The organism is Butyrivibrio sp. NATIVEDY162 (genome assembly GCF_045999815.1).
Taxonomy (GTDB): domain Bacteria; phylum Bacillota; class Clostridia; order Lachnospirales; family Lachnospiraceae; genus Butyrivibrio.
In genome coordinates this window covers 406921-430155 of record NZ_CP172574.1, presented here as the reverse complement: position 1 = coordinate 430155, position 23235 = coordinate 406921, and the positions used below count along the sequence as shown (strand labels likewise).

Here is a 23235-nt window from a genome sequence, read left to right as displayed (position 1 = left end):
TTTTGATTGTTCTAAAAAATTATGCTATAATACTAATATAATCTTTTGGAAAAGGAAACTCAACTGTGTACAGAACAAGGCAGTACAGAATAACTAAAAACAACACACTATACAGTTACTGTCAGGATATATGCAGGGCATCTGCAGTTCTTTACAACAGGGCGAATTTCATCATCCGACAGTATGCTTCTGCCATAGAGGCATTTGACTTTTACAGGCCTCTTTTTCCCAATCAGATGCAGGTGTATAAACTTGTAAGTGAAACCCTTGAAGGGACAAAATATCATGCAGCTGGTTCATGGCTTTCTTATAATGCCCTTGATTATCTTCTGAAGAGTACCAGGGATAAGGCATACTATGGTATTCCATCTCAGGCTAACCAGCAGATACTTAAGCTCCTTCTTAGGGATTACAAATCATTTTTTGAAGCAGTGAAGACATACGCCAAGACACCATCTGCATTTACGGGGCGTCCCCGTATGCCGGGTTATGTATGCCGGGGAAAATACAAGACAGCCATCCTTACGAACCAGATATGCAGGATAAAGGATGATTCCTATATACGTTTCCCGGGAACAACCAAGACTTTAAGACTTGGCAGGAACTTCCCCCAGGGGAAACTTAAGGAAGTACGGATAAAACCACATGGTAAGGACTTTGTGATGAATGTGGTGATCGATGCATTAACAGTGGGAATAGTGCCTTTGGATGACCGGGAAGTTCTTAAATTTCTTTCATCAAAAGATGACATTTCCGATATCAGGGTCATGTCGATAGATCCGGGTACGGACAATATAGCAGCCGTAGCGAACAACTTTGGAGCAGAACCGTTTGTGATAAAGGGCGGACTGATAAAGTCAGTAAACCAGTTCTACAACAAAGAAATGGGGCGGCTCTCATCATGTGCCATGAAGTGCAATAGCAGATACCGCACCAGGAAAATGAACATACTCACAGAAAAACGCAACAGGCGCATAAAGGATGAGTTCCATAAGATAAGCAGACAGCTAGCAGACTATGCGAGGGATAACCACGTAGATGCAGTAGTGATGGGGCATAACGTATTCCAGAAACAGGAAGCGGATATGGGGCATATCAGTAACCAGAATTTTGTGCAGATACCAATGCTGATATTTGCAGATATGCTAAGATATAAGCTTGCTGAATACGGGATCATGTTTGCGCTTACAGAAGAGAGCTATACATCCAAAGCGGATTTCCTTGCGATGGATGAGATCCCTGTGTATAAAAAGGGAAGTAATGCTGACTATGTTTTTTCCGGAAAAAGGATAAAACGTGGACTTTACAGGCACTACGATGGGACAATAACAAATGCAGATATAAATGGAGCTGCAAATATCTTAAGAAAAGTATTCCCAAAGGTAACCCAATGGGATAGAGGCATAGTGGACATGCCCTGTTCTTTGGGATGCACTAAGCATCCCAAAGGTTCATGCCGCTCTGCGGCATAACAGAAACCTCTTCCGACGCAGAGTCGGTGGTGGCAGTTCATATGGAAAACAAAGAAGAAAAAGAAGAAAAAGAAGATAAACGAATATACACCTTTAGCAAGGAAAAACCTGCCACGGAAGCTGTAATGATGGCTGTATCATTAACGCTTTTACTGTATGTGATAAGAAAAATCGGAAAAGATTGTTTAAAAGGACAGTAATGGATATGAAGTATAAAAATTACATTTTTGATTTGTACGGAACGTTAATAGACATACATACCGACGAAGAGCAGCCGGAGCTGTGGGAATTCATGGCGGATTATCTTGCAATGAACTTCTCATGTGAGTACGATGCAAAAAAACTCAGAAAAGATTACCTGAAAATTTGCAAAGATGAAGAAAAAAAGCTCGCTAAAGCAAACGGAAGCAAGTTCCCCGAAATAAAGATCGAATGGGTATGGGAAAGGCTTATTGGCAAGCCCTGCTCTGATGCCGATATGCGTCTTCTTTGTAATACCTTCAGGGAGAGATCCAGGGACAAGCTTGTACAATATGAAGGTGTGGCTGAGACTTTAACAGCCATAAAAAAATCCGGAGGAAAAGTATTCCTCCTTTCCAATGCTCAAAGACTATTTACAGAGAAGGAGCTTGAGGACACAAATCTCACCAACTTTTTTGACGACATCTTCATTTCATCCGACATGGGTGTAAAGAAGCCTGATAAAAGGTTTCTTCTTGAACTTCTTGAAAAACACGGCTTAAAGAAAGATGAATCGGTAATGATCGGCAATGAAGTTCTTGCGGATGTGGGCGTTGCAACTGGCGCCGGTATTGATGCAATCTACCTGAATACCTATGCTCATACACAGAAGGAAATACAGCGAGATCTTAAGATATGCCATGCGGATACTGATAGAGTCAATATTGTTGATGACGGAAATATTATGAGTTTATTGAGGAGAAGATAAAGTGTTAGATAACAAAGGTTTTGATTTATGGGCGGACGGATATGATGAAGCTGTGGGACTTTCTGACGAAGAAAACAGCTATCCGTTTGCAGGATATAAGGATGTTTTGGGTGGCATTTTCAAAGAGATCATGACTAAGGAAAATGCCAGGAGTTAACTGCTAAGCATCAATTCCAAATATGCAGTCCGCCTTTTTTGATATAAAATATATTAGTAGAACATCACCTATAGGAATGTTCTACATACAATATGAAAAAGAGAAAGGTTTAGGGGGAAGCATATGGAGTATTACGGGAGAAAACCAAATTATAATTTTCTTCACAGAATGATGTTTGGCATGGCGGAGTTTTATAACGGGGGAGCTTTTGTCATCATCAACACGTTTTTTGCGGTATTTATGACCAAGGCTCTTGGTATGCCTGCAGCCCTTGCAGGTACGATTCCGCTTGTGGGAAAAGTGTGGGATGCCATCACAGACCCCATGATGGGGAATATCACTGACAGAACCACCTCAAAATTCGGACCTAAAAGATTTTATATTCTTATTGGTGCTTTTGCTTCGGCGATTACGTTTCTTCTGCTATGGGTGAGCATTCCGACCACATCACCTGTTATTCTTTATATCTTTTATCTGTTTATGTACTGCCTGTTTTCAACGGGCTTTACAATCCTTTTTGTTCCATATTACGGGCTGCTTCCTGACATGATGGATGACTATGCAATGCGCGCAAAATTCTCCAACTGCCGCATGATCTGGTCAACCCTGGGATCCATGGTGTGCGGACTCATACCTACATTCATAATTACAGATACGCTGAATAAATCACTATATATGAAATGCGCATTTATTTTCAGCGTTCTTTTCCTGTGCACATCACTTGTTACTTTCTTTGGAACCTGGGAAAAGAAAAAAGAGCCCATTAACACAACTCTTGCCGAGAGCTTCCCGCAATCTGTAAGTGTCTTAAAGAGCAGATCCTTCAGGCTTTTCCTTGGTCTCTATCTCTTTGGACAGTGCGGAATGGACTTTGTTTCCGGTATGGCTGTTTATTATGTGGATGATGTTCTAAACGGATATGGAAACGGTTACTTTACCTATCTGATGGCGGTTCTTCTGATCTCGCAGCTTGTCGGCATGCTGATTTGGGGACCTGTGATGAGTAAAACCTCCAAGAGAACAACAATACTCATTGGAGCACCCATAAGACTCCTTGGAACATTGGGACTTTTGGCCTTTTCCTATGAAGGAGCAAGTATTGTTCTGATACTGATTTTGACAGCTCTTATCGGAATCGGTAACGCTGCGACTCTCACCAGTATATTTGCGATAATGGCTGATATGGCTGAAGTTGACGAGCTTATCACTTCAATCAGAAGACCCGGTATCGTCTCGGGTATGGCTACCTTTATAAGAAAAATCTCCGCAGGCGTATCTGCAGCAGTAATCGGAATTCTTTTATCTGCGGTAGGTTACGATGAAGTGATCGCCAACAGCGGCAGACGTCAGTCTCTGGGAACTCAGCAGGGTATATCCCTGATTTTCATTATATGTCCTGCAATTCTGATAACACTTCTGTTTGTTGTGGCGGTGATTTTCCCTATAACCGGCAAAGAATTTGCAGTAATTCAGAAGGACATCGCCCGCAGAAAAGGTGAAGATTCATCAGCTCCGACAGAAGAAGAGAAGCGTATCTGCGAGAAAGTCACGGGTTTTGCTTACGATAATCTGTGGGATATAAAGAATTCAAATAAAAAATGAGAAAGAAGGTAAAACTATGAGATATCCTTTGATATGGGCTCACCGCGGAGCCAGTGGCTATGCGCCTGAAAACACACTTCCCGCATTCAAAATGGCTGCAGACATGAAAGCTGACGGAGTTGAGCTTGATATTCAGCTTACAAAAGATGATATCATTGTGGTCTGTCACGATGAAACCATAGACAGAACCAGTAATGGTGCAGGTTTTATCAAGGATTACACCTATGAAGAACTGCTTAAGTTTGATTTTTGTAATGGCAATCAGGCATATGAGGGTGTACATATTCCCACTATGGAAGAAGTGTTTGATTTACTGGCACCGACAGGACTTACCATAAACATCGAACTCAAGACCGGGGAGATATTCTATCCCGATCTGGAGGATAAAATCGTCGAACTTGTGAAGAAAAAGGGCTTTTCGGACAGAGTTATCTATTCTTCTTTCAACCATTACTCAGTGATGAAAATTAAGGATATAAGCCCTGAATCAAAGGTTGGTTTCCTATATGCGGACGGCCATCTTAACATGCCCGGATACGCCGCAGAAAATGGAGTAGATGCGCTCCATCCGGCTTTCTATAATCTGCAATATCCTGATTTTATGGATGACTGCAACATGTTTGAGATTGACGTTAATGTATGGACAGTCAACAAAGAGGCGGACATGATTAAATGCCGTGATATGGGCGTAAATGCCGTAATTACCAACTATCCCGATAAGGCAAGGAAAATCTATGAACAAGGTTAATTTCCTGGGTGAAGATGATTTCATCCGGATAATGAAAACTGAAAACAGTGAGTTTCGAAAGACCCATGTAAAACAGGGAAAATTTCAGTCTTTTGACGGGGCTACGCTTAATTACTATTTTGCCATACCTGAAAATGCGACTAAGGTAGTTGTCTTTGCTCATGGCTTTTGTGAATTCTTCGGAAAATATCATGAGTATGTCTGGTATCTGTACCAGGCCGGATTTGGGTTCTTTTTCCCGGAGCAGCGAGGACACGGCTACTCTGAGGGCAAGATGAAGGAGCCGGATGTCGTCTATATCGATGATTACGATACATATGTCGAAGATTTTCATATTTTTATGGATAAGGTGGTTATGCCTGCTACTCCTGAAAAGAAGCGAATTCTTATTGCGCATTCCATGGGAGGCGCTGTGGGTACTCTTTTCCTCGAGAAATATCCGGGTTATTTTGACAAGGCTATTCTAAGTTCTCCTATGCTTAAGATGAAGTCGGTTCCTTCGAAATTGGTGTGCAGTCTGCTTAGTATCTATGCATTTCTATTTGGTAAGCGCAAAGCTATGGCGCCGGGGCAGAAGCACTTTGATGGGGTGTCTGTGTTTGAGACAAGCAGTACTAAGTCCAGAGCCCGCTATGACTATATGTTTGAGATGCGATTAAAGGACGAGCATTATCAGACCTATGGCGCCTCCATTGGCTGGGGGCTGGCAAGCTATAAGGTGTATGACAGGATTTTCAAAAATGCTTCAAGACTCTCGCTGCCGATAACTGTATTTACTGCAGGTCAGGACCATCTGATTGATTCCGATGGTTATACGGAATTTGCAGGGAAGGTTCCCGGTGCGAAGATTATTGCTTTTGAGGATTCGAGGCATGAGATTTTTAATGCAGAGGAAGAAACGCGTAATGAATATTTCAGGCAGGTACTGGAGATTATAGATAGGGATTGATATTGAAACCATTTAAAATTCAGGATATTAACGGAAAGGAGTCGGATTTATGCGCAAAACAAAAACATACGTTATTCTAACAGCTCTTATTTTCTCTATGTCGATGCTGCTATCAGCTTGCAATAATTCAGGAGAAGTAACAAGCGATGAAGATGGAGATCTTAAACCTGTTATGTACTTCTATCCTACGGAAGACAATTCTGCAATATCTGCGTCTATAGACTATGACGGAGTATTTTCCACGGTTTATCCCGACTTTTCATCAGATAACACATGGAATTTTATTGCTGATAAAGACGGTACCATAAGTATAAGTGATAAGGAATATGGCTACCTTTTCTGGGAAGGAACTCATAACGGAAACTATACCATTACCAGCGGAGACTGTGTGGCTAAGGAAGATCTCGTCCCCTTCCTCGAAGATAAACTAACCGCGCTGGGACTGACCGACAAGGAAAAAGACCATTTCATCACTTTCTGGCTTCCAAGGCTTAGCCAGAACAGCTATAATCTGATTTCTTTTGATAACTCACAGTATCTGGAGAAAGCAAAGCTTTTGATAAATCCTTCTCCGGACACGCTGATCCGTGTATATATGACATATACAGGTTGTGACAACCCTGTGGAAATTGCTCAGCCTGAAGAAATAATCACTCCTTCCAGAAACGGGTTTACCGTTGTTGAGTGGGGTGGAAGCGAAGTAAAGGAATACAATAAAGGCGGTTTGAGGTTATGATCCATTTAGAATCCGTTACACGGGATAATATCGAAGAATTGATAGAACTTTCTGTAAGAGAAGACCAGCAGAGTTTTGTTTCTACTGTTGCGGAATCGCTTGCCCAGGCATATGTGTATTCCGAAAATGCTTATCCGTTTGCTGTCTATGAAGACGATATCTTAGTTGGTTTTATCATGATGGGCTATTACGAGGTGAAGCAGTATTATACCTTGTGGAAATTCCTTATCGATTATAGATACCAGAATAAGGGGTATGGGCGACAGGCGCTTGTATTGGGCCTTGAATATATAAAAGAAAAATTCAATCCGCCGGATATATACACCGGAGTTGTACCGGGGAATACAGTGGCTAAAGACTTATATAAGTCCGTAGGTTTCGAAGATACAGGCCTTATCGAATGCGGAATGGAAGAGATGAAATTGAAATATCACATGACAATCAAAATAAATTAGCATGAACTAGCCCTCATATCTCATTATTATTATGAGTTATGGGGCTATATCAGGTGATTGTACACATGGAGTATATACGGTATAATGTATATACAATAAAAGGAGGTGATCACATGGAGCAGGTTGCAATAAGGGCTTGGGGCAATAGCCAGGGAATACGAATTCCTAAGGATATTTTGGAAAAATTGCAGTTAAAGGTTTCTGATGTGTTGGATATAGAAATAGAAAATGACAGTATTGTTCTTAGAAAACAGTTTGTTCATAAAACTTTTGAAGAAAGACTTGCAGAGTTTAATGGTGAAATAACGGTTTGCGATTTTGATTGGGGCGAACCGGTAGGGAGAGAGATTTTATGAGCGAGTTTAATCAAGGGGATATTATAAAGATTACAGGTTTCAAAAGACAGCTGTTTGTTATAGTTAGCAAAAATGCTTTTATAAAGGCAACAGGTATATTTCATGTATGCCCTATGCTTTCTAATAATCACGCTGGGCCTTTACATATTCCGGTGTGCGGGAAAAAGGGTGAGTCTGGAACTGTAATTTGTGAGCAGTTTAAAGCAATAGATCCTAGGGCAAGAGGGTGTAATAGAGTTGATTTTCTTGCATATGAGGACATTATGAATGTATCGGATGCGGTGCAGGGAATTTTTGAGTACGATTAATAGTAGTCATGTTCCGCTGAAAAGATGGCAGTACATGGTTGGGGTTCTTATGCCCGGGGTTGTTCTTGGAGTAATATTTGAAAGATAAAATGGAAAATGGTGATCACTGTGAGAGGTGGTCACTATTTTTATATTGCACAAATATTGCATGTTCTTTGCATTCCGTCCTGCTTTGACTCTGTGATACAATGATTTCTATGATTACTTGCGGAGGAGATCACGATGGAAATACTTGATTTTTCACAGAAATACAATATATACAAGCAGGATATGGAAAGAATTTCTGGGATGTTGTTGATACCTGGATGAGTATTGGATTGGAAGGTTAGGTTCAAGTGTTGCAGATGGACATTATCTATAAGGGAGAAAAACTAAAATACCTAGAGGATTTCTGGGGAGAGCAGGTGTTATGGATTACTGATCCGAAACAGATAAGTATGGAGCATATGAAGTTTGTCGGGGGATATCCAAATGAGTACTGCATATACCTTTCTGAGCTGCCGGCAGAGGAACAGGCGGAAATACTAAAGCAGCTACGATAACAACCGTTATATTGCGGTGTGGATTTTTTTAATGCTCGGATAGCGGAAATGCTTTTCATCATAGAGTATTTGTCCTTATTAAAAATTCACACTATAGGTATATTATAGCATTTCATGGCATGAATTGGCTTATATTATGATAAACGAGAAATATTCGTGAACTATCAGCTAAAAGTTTAGATAGCTTTTACGATTAATAGCTTGGGTAAAAAAGAATATGTTAGCTATGCGTAAAAGAACAGTTTTACGCATACATAGGATTATGATAAAATGAAATTAGGACATTTTTGATGAAAAACAGTTATTTTATGGGGATTAATAATATGTCTGAAGGAATAAATTATACCGATAGAACCGCAAAACTACTTGAAGATATGCCAGATTATGTGGTCAGTTTTATAAACAGATATAGCGGACGCGGAAAAGCTGCAACCATGTTTGAATATAGCCGCGATATTTTCGTGTTTTTTGAATATCTGATCAATTTTCACCCGGAATTCTGTGATAAGAAAATGATCGATATTACTACGGATGATCTTGGAAAACTTCTTCCCGAGGATATCGATAATTTCATCGCAACGCTGCGAAATACTAAGGATAAAAGATTTAAAAGAACGGATGATGCATATGAAAAAAGTATGCGGCCTAAGAAAAATTCCCTTACAGGACCGAAGAAAAAGAATGATGAAACCAGTGAAGCCACTTTAAAGAGAAAAAAGGCCACTATATCCGCTTTTTATTCATACCTTTTGAGCAATGGTAAGGTCACAATGAATCCCGTCCTTGCATCCAGAAAAATTGATATTCCCAAGAAAAAACTCATATATCTGGATTTTGAAGAACAGAAGAAACTGATTGATACCGTAATCAATGGCACGGGACTTGGTGATAATACGCGTAAATATCACAGCATATATGCAGAACGCGATGCTGCAATGTTTATGCTGCTTTTGGATACTGGGCTTCGTGTATCCGAGATGCTTAACACCAATATAGTCGATTTTGATCTGAATAAAGGGAAAGTTACTGTCATCAGAAAAGGCGGTGATCAGCAGGATGCCTACTATTCTGACGAATGTGCAGGATATTTATGGGACTATTTTGAATCACAGAAAGCCAGATTCCCTTATACCTCAGAGGTCGAACTACCTGCATTTACTACCACAAAGGGCGAAAGACTCAGTGTCAGGGCTGTTGAGACGCTTGTGAAGAAATATGTGAAGGCTGCTCTTCCCAATAAAGCCCATCTCATATCTCCTCACAAACTCAGATCAAGCTTTGCAATGTCACTATATGAAGCAAGTAATTACAATCTGTTACTTGTGCAAAAAAGGCTTAATCACGCGTCAGTCACCACTACCACTGTGTATGCCAAGGCCGTAGAAAAAGAAGTTGAGAGCTCCAGGAATACCTTGCAGGAATACAAGTTGCAACTAGAGGGCAAATCATAGGAATAAATGATGAATATCCTAGAGGGACATAAAAGATAATCCAGGGGAATGGGGAAAAGAACTTGCCGAGAAAGCAAATGAAAAGATATATAATTCAGATCCTGAAGCGGCAGGCGCAGCCCTGGCAGAAAAGATCAATAAAAAAGCTGCCGAACTTGGAGAGTATGCAGAGTCGACTGACTGGGAACAAAAAGGAAGAGATGCGGCTGATACCGTAAAGAACTTTTTAGATAATATGAAGTGACCTCACATTTGTAGCAACGTGGATTTACCTGTAAACTAATGATTTGACGAAAATCTAAGGTAACAGGAATTACCACATACAAAGGGAGGTCACCATGAATAGAATAATAAAAATCGGTATGGATGTCCATAGTTCAAACTACACACTATGTGATATGGAGCCAGTAATAGGAGCGGAGGATCGTGTTTTTGCAAATATCCAGGTAACACCGGATTACAAGAATATCCTCATGTTTATAGAGAATCTTAAACACAAGCTGGGAGCTAAAGATACTTATGATATTGAGTGTGGATATGAGGCTGGCTGTTTGGGCTATTCACTATATAACCAGCTTACATCTGCAGGAGTGAAATGCGTTATTCTTGCTCCAACGACAATGCTTACTCAACAGGGACAGCGTATTAAAACTGACAGCAGAGACGCGCTTATGATTGCTCAATGCTTATCATATGGCGGATACCATGCAGTATATATTCCAACAGAAGATGATGATTCAGTAAAAGAATATCTGAGAATGCGTGATGATCATAAGCAGGCATTAAAGAAAGTAAAACAGCAGATCAACGCTTTTTGCTTGCGCCATGGATATCAATACGAAGGAACAAAATGGACGATAGCTCATATCAAATGGCTTAAAAAACTTGAACTGTCATCAATGTATCAGGAAACCTTGAACGAGTATATGGCATCTTATGACGAACAGACAGCTAAGATAGAAAGGTTTGATGCAAGGATTGAAGAAATAGCATCTCAAGCCAGATATTCAGAGAAAGTTAAAAAGTTGGAATGTTTTCTTGGAATACAGACTCATACAGCGCTTTCGCTAATAGTTGAAACCGGAGACTTTAAAAGATTTGCAAAGGGAAATATTTATGCTGCATATCTTGGATTAGCACCTGGAGAATTCTCCAGTGCAGAAAAAATCAACCGATTAGGAATTACAAAAGCTGGTAACAGTCACCTGAGAAAACTGCTTGTAGAAGCATCAGGAGGCATTTGCAAAGGGGCTATAGGACATAAGTCTAAAGTGCTAAAGCAGAGACAACAGGGAAATAGTGCAGAAACTATCGCATATGCTGATAAGGCTAATACACGGCTGAGGAGTAAATACTATAGGTTGATACGGCATGGTAAAAAGAGAAATGTTGCCGTGGCAGCTATTGCACGTGAACTTGCATGCTTTGTGTGGGGAATGATGACTGATAACATAGGTGTAACAGTGGAATAAAGAATCATTCTTCTGCATGCCTGTCAAGGGTGCTACGCACCGCTTCGCGGCTAAAGCCCTGGACAGACATCCATCCGAATGATATAGGTAGTCAAGCAGAAATCAGCAACAGAGTGCAGATTTCTGCCCGATATAACAAATGAATAAGCTGATAGCATCTGGAAGGAGCCAATAAACATGACGGTTCGAGTTAATTGCGAACCCCCTATGTGCGCACAGGAAACTGTGATCCACGATTTTAGATAGCAAGACTCTCGGCGAACCATTAGCCTGTTGGTAACCAATCCACGAATAACAGAGTGGCTACATGCCGGAGACTGTTAAAATGGCTCTTTCCAGATGCTATCAGACAATAACAAATGTGGCTAGCCAAGGAGAAAAGTTAGAAATGTTTTCCCTCTTGACAACGGTCACTTCATAACAGAGGGGCTGAAATAAGATAAGAGCAAATCATAATGAACAGGAAATATCACTATGAACGTAAAAATCCTTGTAATATCAGATTCACATGGCTATCCGGGATATGCTAAAAAGGCTATCGAAAAAGAATCACCCTTTGATATCCTCGTCCACTGCGGAGATATCCAGGACTCCATTTCTTCCATAACGGGAGAAAATCCGCCTTATGAGGTAAAGATAGTCCGGGGTAACTGCGACTTTGGAAACAGCCTTCCCACTGATGAAGAATTCAAGGTAGGTTTCTTAAGCGTATGGGCAACGCACGGAAATGCCTACAACGTAAAATATGAGGAAAGCCTTAAGACCTTAAAGGAAGCAGCCAAGTCAAGATGCGCTGATCTTGTCCTTTTTGGTCACAGCCACTATGCAGAGATAGTAAAGGATAAGGAAGCCGGCATTACTCTAGTAAACCCCGGAAGTATCTGCTATCCCCAGGTCACAGGTGACAAACCTACATATGCAGTTATAACAGTTACGGATGACTACGAGATTATCCCAGAAATCAAAGAAATAGGAGAGGATCTATAACCCCAAAGCACCGCCACCGGGATCCTGCCACAGTGACGGTACCTTATAGATAACATCAACTTCATCAATAATCCTGCTCATAAAAAACTCCTAATTCTATTTTGGGCTGCACGCATGAAGGAGACTTATATCGCAACTCCCTGAAGCTTGCCGTCCGGATCTATGTATGCGTTTCTGTCATCAATATAAATATCACAGGTAATCTTCCGGCTATTGTTGCCGTAAAACTCTACAACTTCCGGCAAATTGTCATTTATCGCGTCAAAAGTAAGTCCGTAATCCCTGCACCACTTAATGGCATCTGAAAGAGGTTTTCCAGCTCTGCATGTCCAGAGAATCAGCTTGTTTCCAGCAGCCTTTTCTTTCAACAAATACTCAATTAGTAGGATGTTGGGATCTCCGAGTTCCGGCCAAGCTGAGTAGCAGAGCGTATTATCAAAATCCACGGCATAAATCGTATAATTCTTTTCCATAAGCAATTCCTCATAATAGCGAATGTATGTTCTCGAACTTATGTTCATTAATAATAACCCTGAATTGCTCATCTTGCAATAGAACACTTTCTTAAATTTTTGTGATCCGTGTAATTTCCCTTGGATCGCTAAGTGAAGTATGATTAAATACGCTCTCAGGATAAGTTGTTCATTCAACTACTTCAATTTGAAACTCAGTTTGAATATATCTTTCAGTAACGGCTGTTTTTGGTACTTTTGCTGATATAAATCCGAGCTTAGGACATCTTAAAATATTGATACAGGGAAAGGAACACCTTTACCCACACATAAGAAAACAACAGAGGCCAGGTGATGCCGAGACGTTCCAGAACTCAGCATTGTCTGGTCTCGCCTATTAATCAATAAGGGAATATAATAAAAGAGCACTTTGCAACTCTTAACCGGCAGGAAATTTATCTTTGGCAAGAGAACTATCTGAAAAAGAGCAGAATGAGTATAACAAAATGATACAGGGAGCAAAGCAACTCAATCTTTTTGGAGAAGAAGAGGAGCTGGATGCAAGGAATTTTATCATAGACCGCTCCTGTGAAACAGAAGATGAAATGTAATAATACCAAGTTATTAGGAAAAGAGTCATAGTATCTGGAGGTAAACATGAGTAGATTAAAAGATTTGAGGACATATATCGACAAGGAACTTGCTAACATTACTGACTCAGACAAAAGGACTAGCGCAACAGCTCATCTTTACGGCGTATCACTTGCGGCAACAATTCTCGCAAAGAAGCGCGGACTTAATGAGGAATTAGGTGCTATATCAGGAATGCTTCACGATCTTCATGCATATAAGAGTGGGTCTTACGATGATCACGCCCATCTCGGAGCAGATCTGGCAAGAAAGGTCCTTGAAGAACTTAGCATCACTTCAAAAGAAGAAACTGATATCATTTGTTCTGCAATATATCATCACGATGATAAACTTGTGACAGATTCTCCGATGGATGAGCTTCTAAAGGATGCAGATGTTATCGACCACTGCTTTAAAGATTCATCGAAGCCTGTAAAAGAAAAAGAGCAGAAGAGATATGACGCTCTCTGCAAAGAATTGGGGCTGTGACCATTTCATGGAATACATAGATGTATATACAAGGGATGGAAGTCTTGCAGGAAAAGCTCGAGTTAACAGTATATCTCCTGGATGGATCGATATAACTGGCTCTGACATAACAGGACCTGATGCTATTCAGCAGCCTGTTGGGCGAGTTGGAAAGCCGGAAGATATAGTAGAGATGGTGATGTTTCTGTGTTCAGATAAAGCAGGTTTCACTAATGGAGAGAATATCTGCATTGATGGTGGAATGACAAAACTTATGATATATCACGGAGAACATGGTTGGAATTACAGTAAGGGAGAATAACGATGGATCTGAATGAATTTAGATGGACAAGAGAGCCAAAGAGTATTGAGATAAAGGATGGCACGATTTCTGTTACCACACTTCCTCATACAGATTTGTGGCAGAGAACTTATTATCATTTCCGGAATGATAATGCCCCTGTATATCAGATGAAGACTAGTGATAAGTTCTTTAGCTTTGTAGTAAAGACTAGCTTTGAGGATAGCCATCATAGATTCGATCAATGCGGAATAGTTATGTATCTGGACAGCGATAACTGGATCAAGGGATCTGTAGAATATGAAAATGATAGATTCCAGCACCTTGGGAGCGTTGTAACAAATAATGGGTATTCAGACTGGGCTACTACAGAAATCCCCGCGGATATTAAATCCATGTGGTACCGCTTCAGCAGAAGGGAAGATGATTATTGTATAGAATGCTCTGATAATGGAGAAACGTGGAAGCAGATGAGAATCTGCCATATGGAAAAGGGTGGTGGTGAGATACAGTTTGGTATATATGCATGTTCACCGGAAGATTCATCATTTACGGCTGTATTTAGTGATATGCAGATAACAGAATGTGTCTGGAAGGCGCATGACGGACAGCAGCCGGATTAACTTAAGGAGGTAGGAGGATGGCAAAGAGGATTGTAGTTGTAAATGCTGAAACACCGTGCTGTAATAAGAACGTGATACCAGTTCTCCTTATAATGACCAGTAATGCACCTGATACGGCTTATACAGAACTACTAAACAGTTACAAGGATACCCTCGATAAATTCGTTGGTCCTACTACTGTACTTGTAAGTGGAGATACATTACAGCTAAATGATTACAGTAAAACTGACTGGGAATGGTCCTTCTTTGATCCTGAACATAAGAAAGAACGGCATGAGACAGTATTTCCGCAGGAATGCAAAAAGGCCTATGAGATGGGAAAATCGCTTATAGTGTAAGTGGAAAGGAATAAAATGGAGAATCTAAGCCAATTTTGTACATGTACAGATTATGATGTATCGGCGAGAAAACTCCTTCCGACATAGTCGGTGGGGGATGAATCACTGACCCTCAGCGCTTTACTTTGCTGTATCTCCCTGTTTTTTCATATTTTCTTTTGTGGTCATCCGTGCGCTGGCTTTCTATATATTTTTTCACTGTCTCAAGTGAAACGGATCCGGTTGTGGCGCAAAAATAACTCCTGCTCCAGAAAAGAGCATCTCCCCACAGAAATTTTTCTATATGTTCACGATATTTGATCCTGACTTCTTTAGAGAGCTGGGACTTTAAGGTGTTGATCAGTTTTACCGGAGCAACATCCGGAGGCATGGAGATAAGCATGTGTATATGATCCTCATCTGTCTCGGCAGAAAGCATATCGCAGTTCATCCTTCCACACAGATAAGCGGCGTGATTTTTCATGAAATCCCCCATCTCATCGGTTATCACTTTTTTCCTGTATTTAGTGACAAAAATGATATGATAGGTAAGCAGGTAAACTGAATGTGAACCTCTTCTGTAGTTATCCATAAAAGCTCCTTCTAAAAAGAACAAATGTTTTGATTACTCTTGAAAATTATGCTATAATACTAATATAAAGCTTTTGGAAAGGAAATCTCAACTGTGTATAGGACAAGGCAGTACAGAATAGCTAAAAACAACACACTATACAGTTACTGCCAGGATATTTGCAGGGCATCTGCAGTTCTTTACAACAGGACGAATTTCATCATCCGACAGTATGCTTCTGCCATAGAGGCATTTGACTCTTACAGGCCTCTTTTTCCCAATCAGATGCAGGTGTATAAACTTGTAAGTGAAACCCTTGAAGGGACAAAATATCATGCAGCTGGTTCATGGCTTTCTTATAATGCCCTTGATTATCTTCTGAAGACCACCAGGGATAAGGCGTACTATGGTATTCCATCTCAGGCTAACCAGCAGATACTTAAGCTCCTTCTTAGGGATTACAAGTCGTTTTTTGAAGCAGTGAAGACGTACGCCAAGACACCATCTGCATTTACAGGGCGTCCCCGTATGCCGGGTTATGTACGCCAGGGAAAATACAAGACTGCCATCCTTACGAATCAGATATGCAGGATAAAGGAAGATTCCTTTATACGTTTCCCCGGGACAGCTAAGACTTTAAGACTTGGCAGGGACTTCCCCCAGGGGAAACTTAAGGAAGTACGGATAAAACCACATGGTAAGGACTTTGTAATGGATGTGGTGATCGATGCCTTAACAGTGGGAATAGAGCCTTTGGATGACCGGGAAGTTCTTAAATTTCTTTCATCAAAAGATGACATTTCCGATATAAGGGTCATGTCGATAGATCCGGGTACGGACAATATAGCAGCTGTAGCGAACAACTTTGGCGCAGACCCGTTTGTGATAAAGGGCGGACTGATAAAGTCCGTAAACCAGTTCTACAATAAAGAAATGGGGCGGCTTTCCTCATGTGCCATGAAGTGCAATAACAGATACCGTACCAGAAAAATGAGCATGCTCACAGAAAAACGCAACAGGCGCATAAAGGATGAGTTCCATAAGATAAGCAGACAGCTAGCAGACTATGCGAGGGATAACCACGTAGATGCAGTAGTGATGGGGCATAACGTATTCCAGAAACAGGAAGCGGATATGGGGCATATCAGTAACCAGAATTTTGTGCAGATACCAATGCTGATATTTGCAGATATGCTAAGATATAAGCTTGCTGAATACGGGATCATGTTTGCGCTTACAGAAGAGAGCTATACATCCAAAGCGGATTTCCTTGCGATGGATGAGATCCCTGTGTATAAAAAGGGCAGGAAGTCTGACTATGTTTTTTCGGGAAAAAGGATAAAGCGTGGACTCTACAGGCACTACGATGGGACAATAACAAATGCAGACATAAACGGAGCTGCAAATATCTTAAGAAAAGTATTCCCAAAGGTAACCCAATGGGATAGAGGCATAGTGGACATGCCCTGTTCTTTGGGATGCGTTAAGCATCCCAAAGTTTCATGCCGCTCTGCGGCATAACAGAAACCTCTTCCGACGCAGAGTCGGTGGCGGTAGTTCATTGAAGAACTTCCGGCATGGAATCCAAACCTGCGAAGCAAAACAGCTATCAGGACTAAAAAAACAAGACATTTTACAGATCCATCAATTGGGGCAGCTGCTCTGGGAATCACTCCTGAAGGCATCTTTAAAGATATTACAACTTTTGGGCTATTGTTTGAGTCATTGGTGGTACATGACCTCAGAGTTTATGTGGATACGATAGGGGCAAGAGTATATAAATATCGTGACTCAAAAAGGCGGGAAGCAGATGCGGTAATACAATTTAATGATGGATCATGGGCTCTTATAGAGGTTAAACTTGGTGGAGAAGAGGATATTAAGCAGGCTGCTGAGAATCTGATCAGGATAGCAGATGACATAGATTATGAAAAATCCGGAAAGCCTGCATTTCTCATGGTTGTAACGAAGAACAAGGTTGCATATCAGATGGAAAATGGTGTTTATGTTGTTCCACTAGGGTGCCTGAAGAATTAATATTTTTGCTTTAAAATAATAGATGAGAAAGATTTGGGGGAATAATAATGAGGAAAAAATTTTTAGCTATTATGTTAGCCATGACTACAGCTCTGTGTGGCTGCACTACTGCTAATAATAAAGTAGAGAGTGACACGGCGGTTAATGATACCACTGAGGAAAACCGCGTAGAAAGCAGCGAAGATCTTCTTGTAGACTCAGTTACATGGGACGATTCTTATGATCCTACAGGAAATAGCGATGAAGATAATAAAGTTTATTTTAACATGAGTGATGGAAGTGTTCAGACCTTCGAAATCAGCTCAGATTATAAGATTGAAGACCTTAAGATGGTTGATCTTGATAATGATGGGACGGAAGATTACATTATCAGTTCATATTTTGCCAATACAGCTGCAGAATACAACATCATATATGCTTATACATTTGATGATGGTCAGGTATCACAGCTCTTTCCGGTTAGCGGAATAGAAGGCGTAGAAGATGACATTTTATATGATTTCCAGATCACAGAAGTAACGATTGATTATCATACAGATGAGACTGTGAACGGACTAGAGCTTACATCATTTGGTAAAGTTGATGGAATGGTCTATGAGGAATCACATAAGATTATCTATTATCAAGATGGCAAGTGGAACCTTAAATCCGATTATACTGACGTCGAAGCTGAATATGAAATCATTATGGCGCCAAGAGGTAAGGGTTATATAGATCTTGATGATATCACAGATAACCTTACGTCAGCAGATCAGTACTCTGAAGGATGGAAGGTTGAAAGTGTCACTGATACGTATATAGATTGCGGTCTGGATGATAATTACGAGATGGTTGTGAGCGTTTCTTTTTAACACCGAATTTAGTTTTGATACAGGGCCGTAATTTGCGCTTTTTCGCCTTTATGTATATCATGGAATGCGGTATGCTTATATCGAAAATAGGCGAAAATGGGGGAACCGGTATGATAAAAGCTCTTAAATGGGGAAAACAGCATATTTTTTCAATTACGATTTTTGTCATTATCGGATTCGTTCTTTTATCAGGATCGTTAGCTCTCCTTCATCTTAGGTTCAGAGTTTTTGTATATCAGGTCTTTGTAGTCATAGCGCTTCTTGGAATTCTCATCGGAATAATCCAGCTTATACGACGACAATCTAATAAAGCCGCAAGGGCAGCTGCCTATATTGCAACTGTAGCAGTACTTGTAGCTGGAGCATTCTTTATGTACCTCCCAGCCGTCCTATTTTTTCTTGGACAAACAGAAACAACGGTATATATTGATGGAGTAAAGTATTCGGCTCACACCTATGAATTCTTGGATAGATTTGTTTATTACTACGATTACAAAAATTTCCTGATATCCGGAAATGTGCTTCGAATGGAAGATGACTACCCGGGGTGCATTATTGGTGATCCAATTAGGACTGTCTATGATGAATATGGAAATGGGGCAGTTATTCAGGGGAAGGGTGGCTGAATCCTTCATTTTAGCGCGTTGACTGATTTGGTAAAGGGTTAATCGATAATTATCAAATTTTTAAAGATGCGATAATATCTACAAGCTCCTGCTGAAGGGCTGGACTAAGTCCAGCGATTGCAAACCATGTTACTGGCCAGGCTTTTGGTTAGATGTTGAGGAAGGTAGATAATGAAGGCTAAATATCCATTGGATAAAGAACTTAAATTTCTCGCCAGGACTCATCTTTTTCCCAATATTCACGTTTATCCATTCGTGAACATTTTTATGAGTATGATTCCTTGCGGATCAGACGAGAATGTATCGGTGCGGAGGCACATTATTCCAGGGTATGCAGGATATAATTTGCCTGCTCTTGTGATTGAACCTAAGAATACAGATGAAAAGCTCCCATGTATTATGTTTTTTCATGGTGGAGGTTTGATTCTAAAAGCTGCCGGTGCACACTATCAGTTTGCAAAATGGTATGCAGAGAAGGTGAATTGTAAAGTAATAATGCCAGACTACAGGCTGATGCCAAAATACAGATTTCCTTATGCGGTTGAAGATTGCTACAGTGCATATGAATGGGCAATTCTTAATTCTGCAGAGCTGGGCATCGATGAGCATAGGATAATTGTTACCGGAGATAGTGCAGGAGGGAATATTGCAGCTGCAGTTGTGTTCATGGCTAGAGACAGGGACCAAATCCTTCCTGCAGGAGTTCTCATGGTATATCCTGCGCTGGATCGACGTATGAATACTGAGTCTATGAGAAAATATACAGACACACCCGTATTGGATGCAGGCCTTGCGAAGATGTATTGGGATGAAATGCTGATAAACGGGCTTCCGCAACCTATAGAATATGCTTCTCCGATGGAAGCTGGCTCTTTTGCTGGATTCCCTGCTACTTATATAGAAGTTGCAGAATTTGACGCTCTTCATGATGATGGCATATCTTTTGCAAAGAAGCTGGAGGCAGAAGGTATTTCTGTCGAAGTACATGAAATCAAAGGTACCTGCCATGGGTTTGAAGTGGCACTAAAGAGCAGTATGGTTAGGGATTCGTTGGACAGAAGAGTTGCCTGGATCAGAAAAAATGTTTTCCTGAAATAACAAAGTAAGGATCCGACAATTATTGGTGACTATTTTTGGATGTGGACTGTACTGTCTGTATCTGCCGTTTAAGTACAAGAAAAAAGTGTGGGCTCTTGCAGTAAAAGAAAAGATATTCGGATAAAGTCTTCGGGATGGTGTAAACAAGATGTGTGTCCATGGAAAGCTCCGATGTAAATTTTTCTTTGGATGCAAAAATCCACGTATTTATGGTATTATGTATCGGTATGAAAAATTTTTATTGGAGGGAAAACACATGGGGAAAAATATCAAACAAGTACTTCAGAAAAATCTAAAAAGACTGATTGCGTGTACTATTGCAGCAGCCATCTCGCTATCATTACCAACAGGTAAAATAGATGGCACCGGAAAGGTATCCGCCAAGGACGGAGTTTATTCAACACTTCCGACTGACGGAAAGTGGGTAAACGGCCACGTTCCGGAAAGCACAAAGGACTACTACAAGGTTGTTTTAAATTCAGCCGGATTTTTAACAGTAACATATCAGTCTCTTACAATCAGGCAGTCTTCCTACTATATCACCAGCTATGATAATACAAAAATGTACAGCGATATCGGAGTGACAGGCGCATCAAAGAACAATCCTAAAACACATACCACCACGCTTGCACTGGAGAAGGGTACCTACTGGGTTAAGGTTGCAGGATGGTACGACTATAATCCCGGAGATTATCGCCTTAAGGCCAACTTTGTTCCTGCTGAAAATAACGAAGCTGAACCGAATAATAAATTCGAAGCAGCCATGAATCTCCAGGAAAAAGCACTTGTTACAGGCTTCTTTTCAGTTGATGATGCATTAGATTTTTATAAGTTTAATGCCTCTAAGGATATGACGATCAGAGTTACCTTCACAACAAAAATTGCAAACTCAGAATTTTCAGTATGGGATTCAACCCCCAGCTGCGTTCGCGAAGTAAGCATGCTCTCCGCATCTGAAGCTGCACCAAGAACCGCAACAGCTGATGTCGCTGTAAAGGCCGGCGTGAATTATATCAAAGTAATGCCCTGCAGCTGGACAGATCAGGAGGGAAAAGGTCATCATCATACCGGAAGATATCAGGTAAAATGGGAAGAAGTGCCTTCTTCAAATGAAACCTCAGCAAAGACTGTTGATAGTGCCGCTCCGTCTTCTGCAAATGTTAAAAAGATTGGGAAGCTCAAGGCGAACTCTTTAGGAAACAAAAAGGTTGCTATCAGCTGGAAAAAGCAGACTGAGGCTTCAGGCTATGAAATTCAGATTTCCACAAGTAAGAAGTTTTCAAAGAATCTGGTTACCAAAACCGTGAAAGCCGGAAAGCATAATTACAAACTTAAATTCAGCAAAACCGGCAAGGCTTATATCAGAGTACGAGCTCTTGATAGCAACGGCCTCTCCGGTGATTGGAGTAAAGTAAAGAAAGTCATTGTGAGATGATGATACCGAATTGATAGTCTCAGTTAAATATTCTGATGCTCCGGCTAAAACAGAGAGCACTGTTGGTTCAGACCCTGTAGCCAGCTTTGAAGTAGGAACTGAGATTGAAAATAACGGAATCAAATATCGTATCATTGATAAAGCAGGTATTAAGACTGTAAGTACAAAATAATATTTACTGTCATGATGCTATTACACCGCGACTTATATCCCTCAGAGGAAAACGTCGCGGTGTTTTATTTATGCACTTTTAGTGGTCTATTTAAGGTTAATTATTTTCCGTTCCTGGACACCCCACGATATTTGATCTTTGGACTTACCGTTTGGCTTATTTTTCCAAGATTCAAACAAAAATTGATCAAATCTAAAAAAATCTGTTTCCCTGTATGCATACTTCCTATCGTAACTACCAATATTAGTAATCAATCCAGTAGAAACAGACCTTAGCGAATACATGCCTCATCTTCGCGCAGCCGTATTATCCAAAAAACACAGAGTCAAGCCTTATCATTTGGATTTCCTTCGGTTGTGAGCTTTTTCCCTGTAATACTTCTCTTTATCCAGGTACATTTTTTCATCAGCTTCTTTATAAAGCTCCTTTAGATTCCCAAAGGGAGCTATTCTATGGGCTGCACCTATCGCAAAAGAGATATTATTCTGTTTCTCATCTGCCCTAAGGGTTTCAATCAGTTCTGACAGCTCTCCATTGCTTTTATCTGCAAGTGCAACAAAAAACTCGTCGCCTCCAAGCCTGTATACGTTCCCGTCACCAAATACTGACGTAAGTATTTCTGCCCCTTTCTTAAGTAGCCTGTCCCCTTCAGCATGTCCCTTACTGTCATTAACCAGCTTAAGCCCATTCAGATCACACATGACGAAAGCAATATCCTTACATGCACTAAACCCACATTTCATCCCTATGTCAAAGGCCTGTCTGTTATACAGCCCCGTCAAAGAATCATGCTCACTAAGGCTCTGAATACGGATTGAATTAATCCAGCTGTTTATCCTTGTATGCTGATTGGTTGCGCTGACAAACACCACTATTAGAATTGCAGTAACTGCACTCACTATATCCATTTGGAAAAACCTGGGGTCTTTGAAGTGGTGTGACTGATTAAGAAAAAGAAGAACAGAAATGAGCGTAAACAAATCTGTCCGCCAGGGATAATCAGAGAATATGGCCGGCTCCATAATAAGCACCATGAAAAACAGTACCGCATTGGCTTCTGGAATCATCTTCGTACCAAGCAGGATTATGATGCTGTATATAACAAGGATTTTAAGGTACATCATCGCAATAAACATTTTTCTGTGATTATTAAAATCAGCAAAATGCTCCAGTGCAGTAAAACCGATCATAAGAATCAGCCCCGGCACATAGATGCGTATATTATCATGCCCCATGAGGTAGCTCAAATCCCCGCCTTTTGCAAGCAAAGTAACGATCGCACCTGCAAGCATGGCAATGAAAAACAATCCAGAGATCCAGAGAATCCTGCAGTTGTATTTAAAACGCATGTCTTCAATTTCCGCCAGTTCTTCAGGATGATAAGTACCATATATGATAAATGACCAGCATCTTTTCAGATTCATCAAAACGCCTCGTGATGTACTATAGATAAAAGTTTTAAATATAATC

30 protein-coding genes are annotated in these 23235 nt (G+C 40.6%); 27 read left to right on the top strand and 3 right to left on the bottom strand.

From position 1 onward, the window contains the following. The first annotated feature begins 65 nt into the window (after positions 1 to 65). The 15 genes from ACHCNF_RS18140 to ACHCNF_RS18070 all read left to right on the top strand — a co-directional run bounded on the left by ACHCNF_RS18140 (position 66) and on the right by ACHCNF_RS18070 (position 12184). A complete protein-coding gene (locus ACHCNF_RS18140; RefSeq protein WP_408072439.1) occupies positions 66 to 1472 on the top strand; it encodes an RNA-guided endonuclease InsQ/TnpB family protein in 1407 nt (468 codons plus the stop codon). A gap of 41 nt (positions 1473 to 1513) precedes the next feature. Beyond that, the gene (locus ACHCNF_RS18135; RefSeq protein WP_408072438.1) at positions 1514 to 1672 is read left to right on the top strand and encodes a hypothetical protein; all 159 of its coding nucleotides are present in this window, start codon (positions 1514 to 1516) and stop codon (positions 1670 to 1672) included. A 5-nt stretch (positions 1673 to 1677) separates the two neighbouring features. Beyond that, positions 1678 to 2421, top strand: a complete 744-nt coding sequence (locus ACHCNF_RS18130; RefSeq protein ID WP_408072437.1) for an HAD family hydrolase — start codon at positions 1678 to 1680, stop codon at positions 2419 to 2421. Position 2422: 1 nt separating this feature from the next. After that, complete coding sequence (locus ACHCNF_RS18125) at positions 2423 to 2578, top strand: hypothetical protein (RefSeq protein ID WP_408072436.1); 156 nt, start codon at positions 2423 to 2425, stop codon at positions 2576 to 2578. A 123-nt stretch (positions 2579 to 2701) separates the two neighbouring features. Further along, on the top strand, positions 2702 to 4180 hold the full coding sequence (locus ACHCNF_RS18120; protein WP_408072435.1) for an MFS transporter: 1479 nt from the start codon (positions 2702 to 2704) through the stop codon (positions 4178 to 4180). A gap of 16 nt (positions 4181 to 4196) precedes the next feature. Beyond that, positions 4197 to 4928: a glycerophosphodiester phosphodiesterase gene (locus ACHCNF_RS18115; RefSeq protein WP_408072434.1), complete on the top strand. Its 732-nt coding sequence runs from the start codon at positions 4197 to 4199 to the stop codon at positions 4926 to 4928. Further along, positions 4915 to 5877, top strand: coding sequence for an alpha/beta fold hydrolase (locus ACHCNF_RS18110; RefSeq protein WP_408072433.1), 963 nt, complete (start codon positions 4915 to 4917; stop codon positions 5875 to 5877). Before ACHCNF_RS18115 ends, ACHCNF_RS18110 begins: the two co-directional genes overlap by 14 nt. A 49-nt stretch (positions 5878 to 5926) precedes the next feature. Continuing rightward, positions 5927 to 6613 (top strand): hypothetical protein, encoded by a 687-nt coding sequence (locus ACHCNF_RS18105; RefSeq protein ID WP_408072432.1) that lies wholly within the window; start codon positions 5927 to 5929, stop codon positions 6611 to 6613. Further along, complete coding sequence (locus ACHCNF_RS18100) at positions 6610 to 7068, top strand: GNAT family N-acetyltransferase (RefSeq protein ID WP_408072431.1); 459 nt, start codon at positions 6610 to 6612, stop codon at positions 7066 to 7068. Before ACHCNF_RS18105 ends, ACHCNF_RS18100 begins: the two co-directional genes overlap by 4 nt. 113 nt (positions 7069 to 7181) lie before the next feature. Beyond that, positions 7182 to 7424 (top strand): AbrB/MazE/SpoVT family DNA-binding domain-containing protein, encoded by a 243-nt coding sequence (locus tag ACHCNF_RS18095; RefSeq protein WP_022761160.1) that lies wholly within the window; start codon positions 7182 to 7184, stop codon positions 7422 to 7424. Then, a complete protein-coding gene (locus tag ACHCNF_RS18090; protein ID WP_408072430.1) occupies positions 7421 to 7732 on the top strand; it encodes a type II toxin-antitoxin system PemK/MazF family toxin in 312 nt (103 codons plus the stop codon). Before ACHCNF_RS18095 ends, ACHCNF_RS18090 begins: the two co-directional genes overlap by 4 nt. Before the next feature lie 344 nt (positions 7733 to 8076). Beyond that, a complete protein-coding gene (locus ACHCNF_RS18085; RefSeq protein WP_207648579.1) occupies positions 8077 to 8274 on the top strand; it encodes a hypothetical protein in 198 nt (65 codons plus the stop codon). Positions 8275 to 8597: 323 nt separating this feature from the next. After that, the gene (locus ACHCNF_RS18080; protein ID WP_408072429.1) at positions 8598 to 9725 is read left to right on the top strand and encodes a tyrosine-type recombinase/integrase; all 1128 of its coding nucleotides are present in this window, start codon (positions 8598 to 8600) and stop codon (positions 9723 to 9725) included. A gap of 338 nt (positions 9726 to 10063) precedes the next feature. Beyond that, on the top strand, positions 10064 to 11197 hold the full coding sequence (locus ACHCNF_RS18075) for an IS110 family RNA-guided transposase (protein WP_408072428.1): 1134 nt from the start codon (positions 10064 to 10066) through the stop codon (positions 11195 to 11197). 474 nt (positions 11198 to 11671) lie between these two features. Then, entirely contained in the window at positions 11672 to 12184 is a 513-nt protein-coding gene (locus ACHCNF_RS18070) for a YfcE family phosphodiesterase (protein WP_091823552.1), read from the top strand. 125 nt (positions 12185 to 12309) lie between these two features. On the opposite strand, the gene ACHCNF_RS18065 is transcribed toward ACHCNF_RS18070, so the two are convergent. Continuing rightward, positions 12310 to 12657, bottom strand: coding sequence for a hypothetical protein (locus tag ACHCNF_RS18065; RefSeq protein WP_022761155.1), 348 nt, complete (start codon positions 12655 to 12657; stop codon positions 12310 to 12312). Positions 12658 to 13097: 440 nt separating this feature from the next. On the opposite strand from ACHCNF_RS18065, the gene ACHCNF_RS18060 reads away from it, so the two are divergent. From ACHCNF_RS18060 to ACHCNF_RS18040, 5 genes are read left to right on the top strand one after another with little or no spacing between them, the layout of a single operon-like run. Continuing rightward, the gene (locus ACHCNF_RS18060) at positions 13098 to 13247 is read left to right on the top strand and encodes a hypothetical protein (RefSeq protein WP_175475238.1); all 150 of its coding nucleotides are present in this window, start codon (positions 13098 to 13100) and stop codon (positions 13245 to 13247) included. Between the two features lie 46 nt (positions 13248 to 13293). Then, positions 13294 to 13755 carry an HD domain-containing protein gene (locus ACHCNF_RS18055; RefSeq protein WP_026498107.1) on the top strand — a complete coding sequence of 154 codons (462 nt, stop codon included), beginning with the start codon at positions 13294 to 13296 and terminating at the stop codon, positions 13753 to 13755. 7 nt (positions 13756 to 13762) lie between these two features. Beyond that, positions 13763 to 14056 (top strand): SDR family oxidoreductase, encoded by a 294-nt coding sequence (locus ACHCNF_RS18050; RefSeq protein ID WP_022761152.1) that lies wholly within the window; start codon positions 13763 to 13765, stop codon positions 14054 to 14056. A 2-nt stretch (positions 14057 to 14058) separates the two neighbouring features. Then, positions 14059 to 14658, top strand: a complete 600-nt coding sequence (locus ACHCNF_RS18045; protein WP_408072427.1) for a DUF1349 domain-containing protein — start codon at positions 14059 to 14061, stop codon at positions 14656 to 14658. A 17-nt stretch (positions 14659 to 14675) separates the two neighbouring features. Continuing rightward, a complete protein-coding gene (locus tag ACHCNF_RS18040; RefSeq protein WP_408072426.1) occupies positions 14676 to 14996 on the top strand; it encodes a hypothetical protein in 321 nt (106 codons plus the stop codon). Positions 14997 to 15108: 112 nt separating this feature from the next. Here ACHCNF_RS18040 and tnpA read toward each other — a convergent pair whose 3' ends face one another. Beyond that, positions 15109 to 15567: an IS200/IS605 family transposase gene (gene tnpA / locus ACHCNF_RS18035; protein WP_408072425.1), complete on the bottom strand. Its 459-nt coding sequence runs from the start codon at positions 15565 to 15567 to the stop codon at positions 15109 to 15111. A gap of 93 nt (positions 15568 to 15660) precedes the next feature. Here tnpA and ACHCNF_RS18030 point away from each other — a divergent pair, with 93 nt between their 5' ends. From ACHCNF_RS18030 to ACHCNF_RS18000, 7 genes are all read left to right on the top strand, one after another. Then, positions 15661 to 17067 carry an RNA-guided endonuclease InsQ/TnpB family protein gene (locus ACHCNF_RS18030; RefSeq protein ID WP_408072424.1) on the top strand — a complete coding sequence of 469 codons (1407 nt, stop codon included), beginning with the start codon at positions 15661 to 15663 and terminating at the stop codon, positions 17065 to 17067. Positions 17068 to 17106: 39 nt separating this feature from the next. Next, entirely contained in the window at positions 17107 to 17583 is a 477-nt protein-coding gene (locus ACHCNF_RS18025; RefSeq protein WP_408072663.1) for a DUF4143 domain-containing protein, read from the top strand. Between the two features lie 47 nt (positions 17584 to 17630). Continuing rightward, on the top strand, positions 17631 to 18434 hold the full coding sequence (locus tag ACHCNF_RS18020) for a hypothetical protein (RefSeq protein WP_408072423.1): 804 nt from the start codon (positions 17631 to 17633) through the stop codon (positions 18432 to 18434). A 110-nt stretch (positions 18435 to 18544) separates the two neighbouring features. Beyond that, positions 18545 to 19060 carry a hypothetical protein gene (locus ACHCNF_RS18015; RefSeq protein ID WP_408072422.1) on the top strand — a complete coding sequence of 172 codons (516 nt, stop codon included), beginning with the start codon at positions 18545 to 18547 and terminating at the stop codon, positions 19058 to 19060. 171 nt (positions 19061 to 19231) lie between these two features. Next, entirely contained in the window at positions 19232 to 20158 is a 927-nt protein-coding gene (locus ACHCNF_RS18010; RefSeq protein WP_408072421.1) for an alpha/beta hydrolase, read from the top strand. A gap of 256 nt (positions 20159 to 20414) precedes the next feature. Next, positions 20415 to 21593: a hypothetical protein gene (locus tag ACHCNF_RS18005; RefSeq protein WP_408072420.1), complete on the top strand. Its 1179-nt coding sequence runs from the start codon at positions 20415 to 20417 to the stop codon at positions 21591 to 21593. Between the two features lie 10 nt (positions 21594 to 21603). After that, entirely contained in the window at positions 21604 to 21765 is a 162-nt protein-coding gene (locus ACHCNF_RS18000) for a hypothetical protein (protein WP_408072419.1), read from the top strand. 335 nt (positions 21766 to 22100) lie between these two features. Here the strand turns inward: ACHCNF_RS18000 and ACHCNF_RS17995 are convergent, their stop codons facing one another. Beyond that, positions 22101 to 23189, bottom strand: a complete 1089-nt coding sequence (locus ACHCNF_RS17995; protein WP_408072418.1) for a GGDEF domain-containing protein — start codon at positions 23187 to 23189, stop codon at positions 22101 to 22103. Positions 23190 to 23235 lie beyond the last annotated feature (46 nt).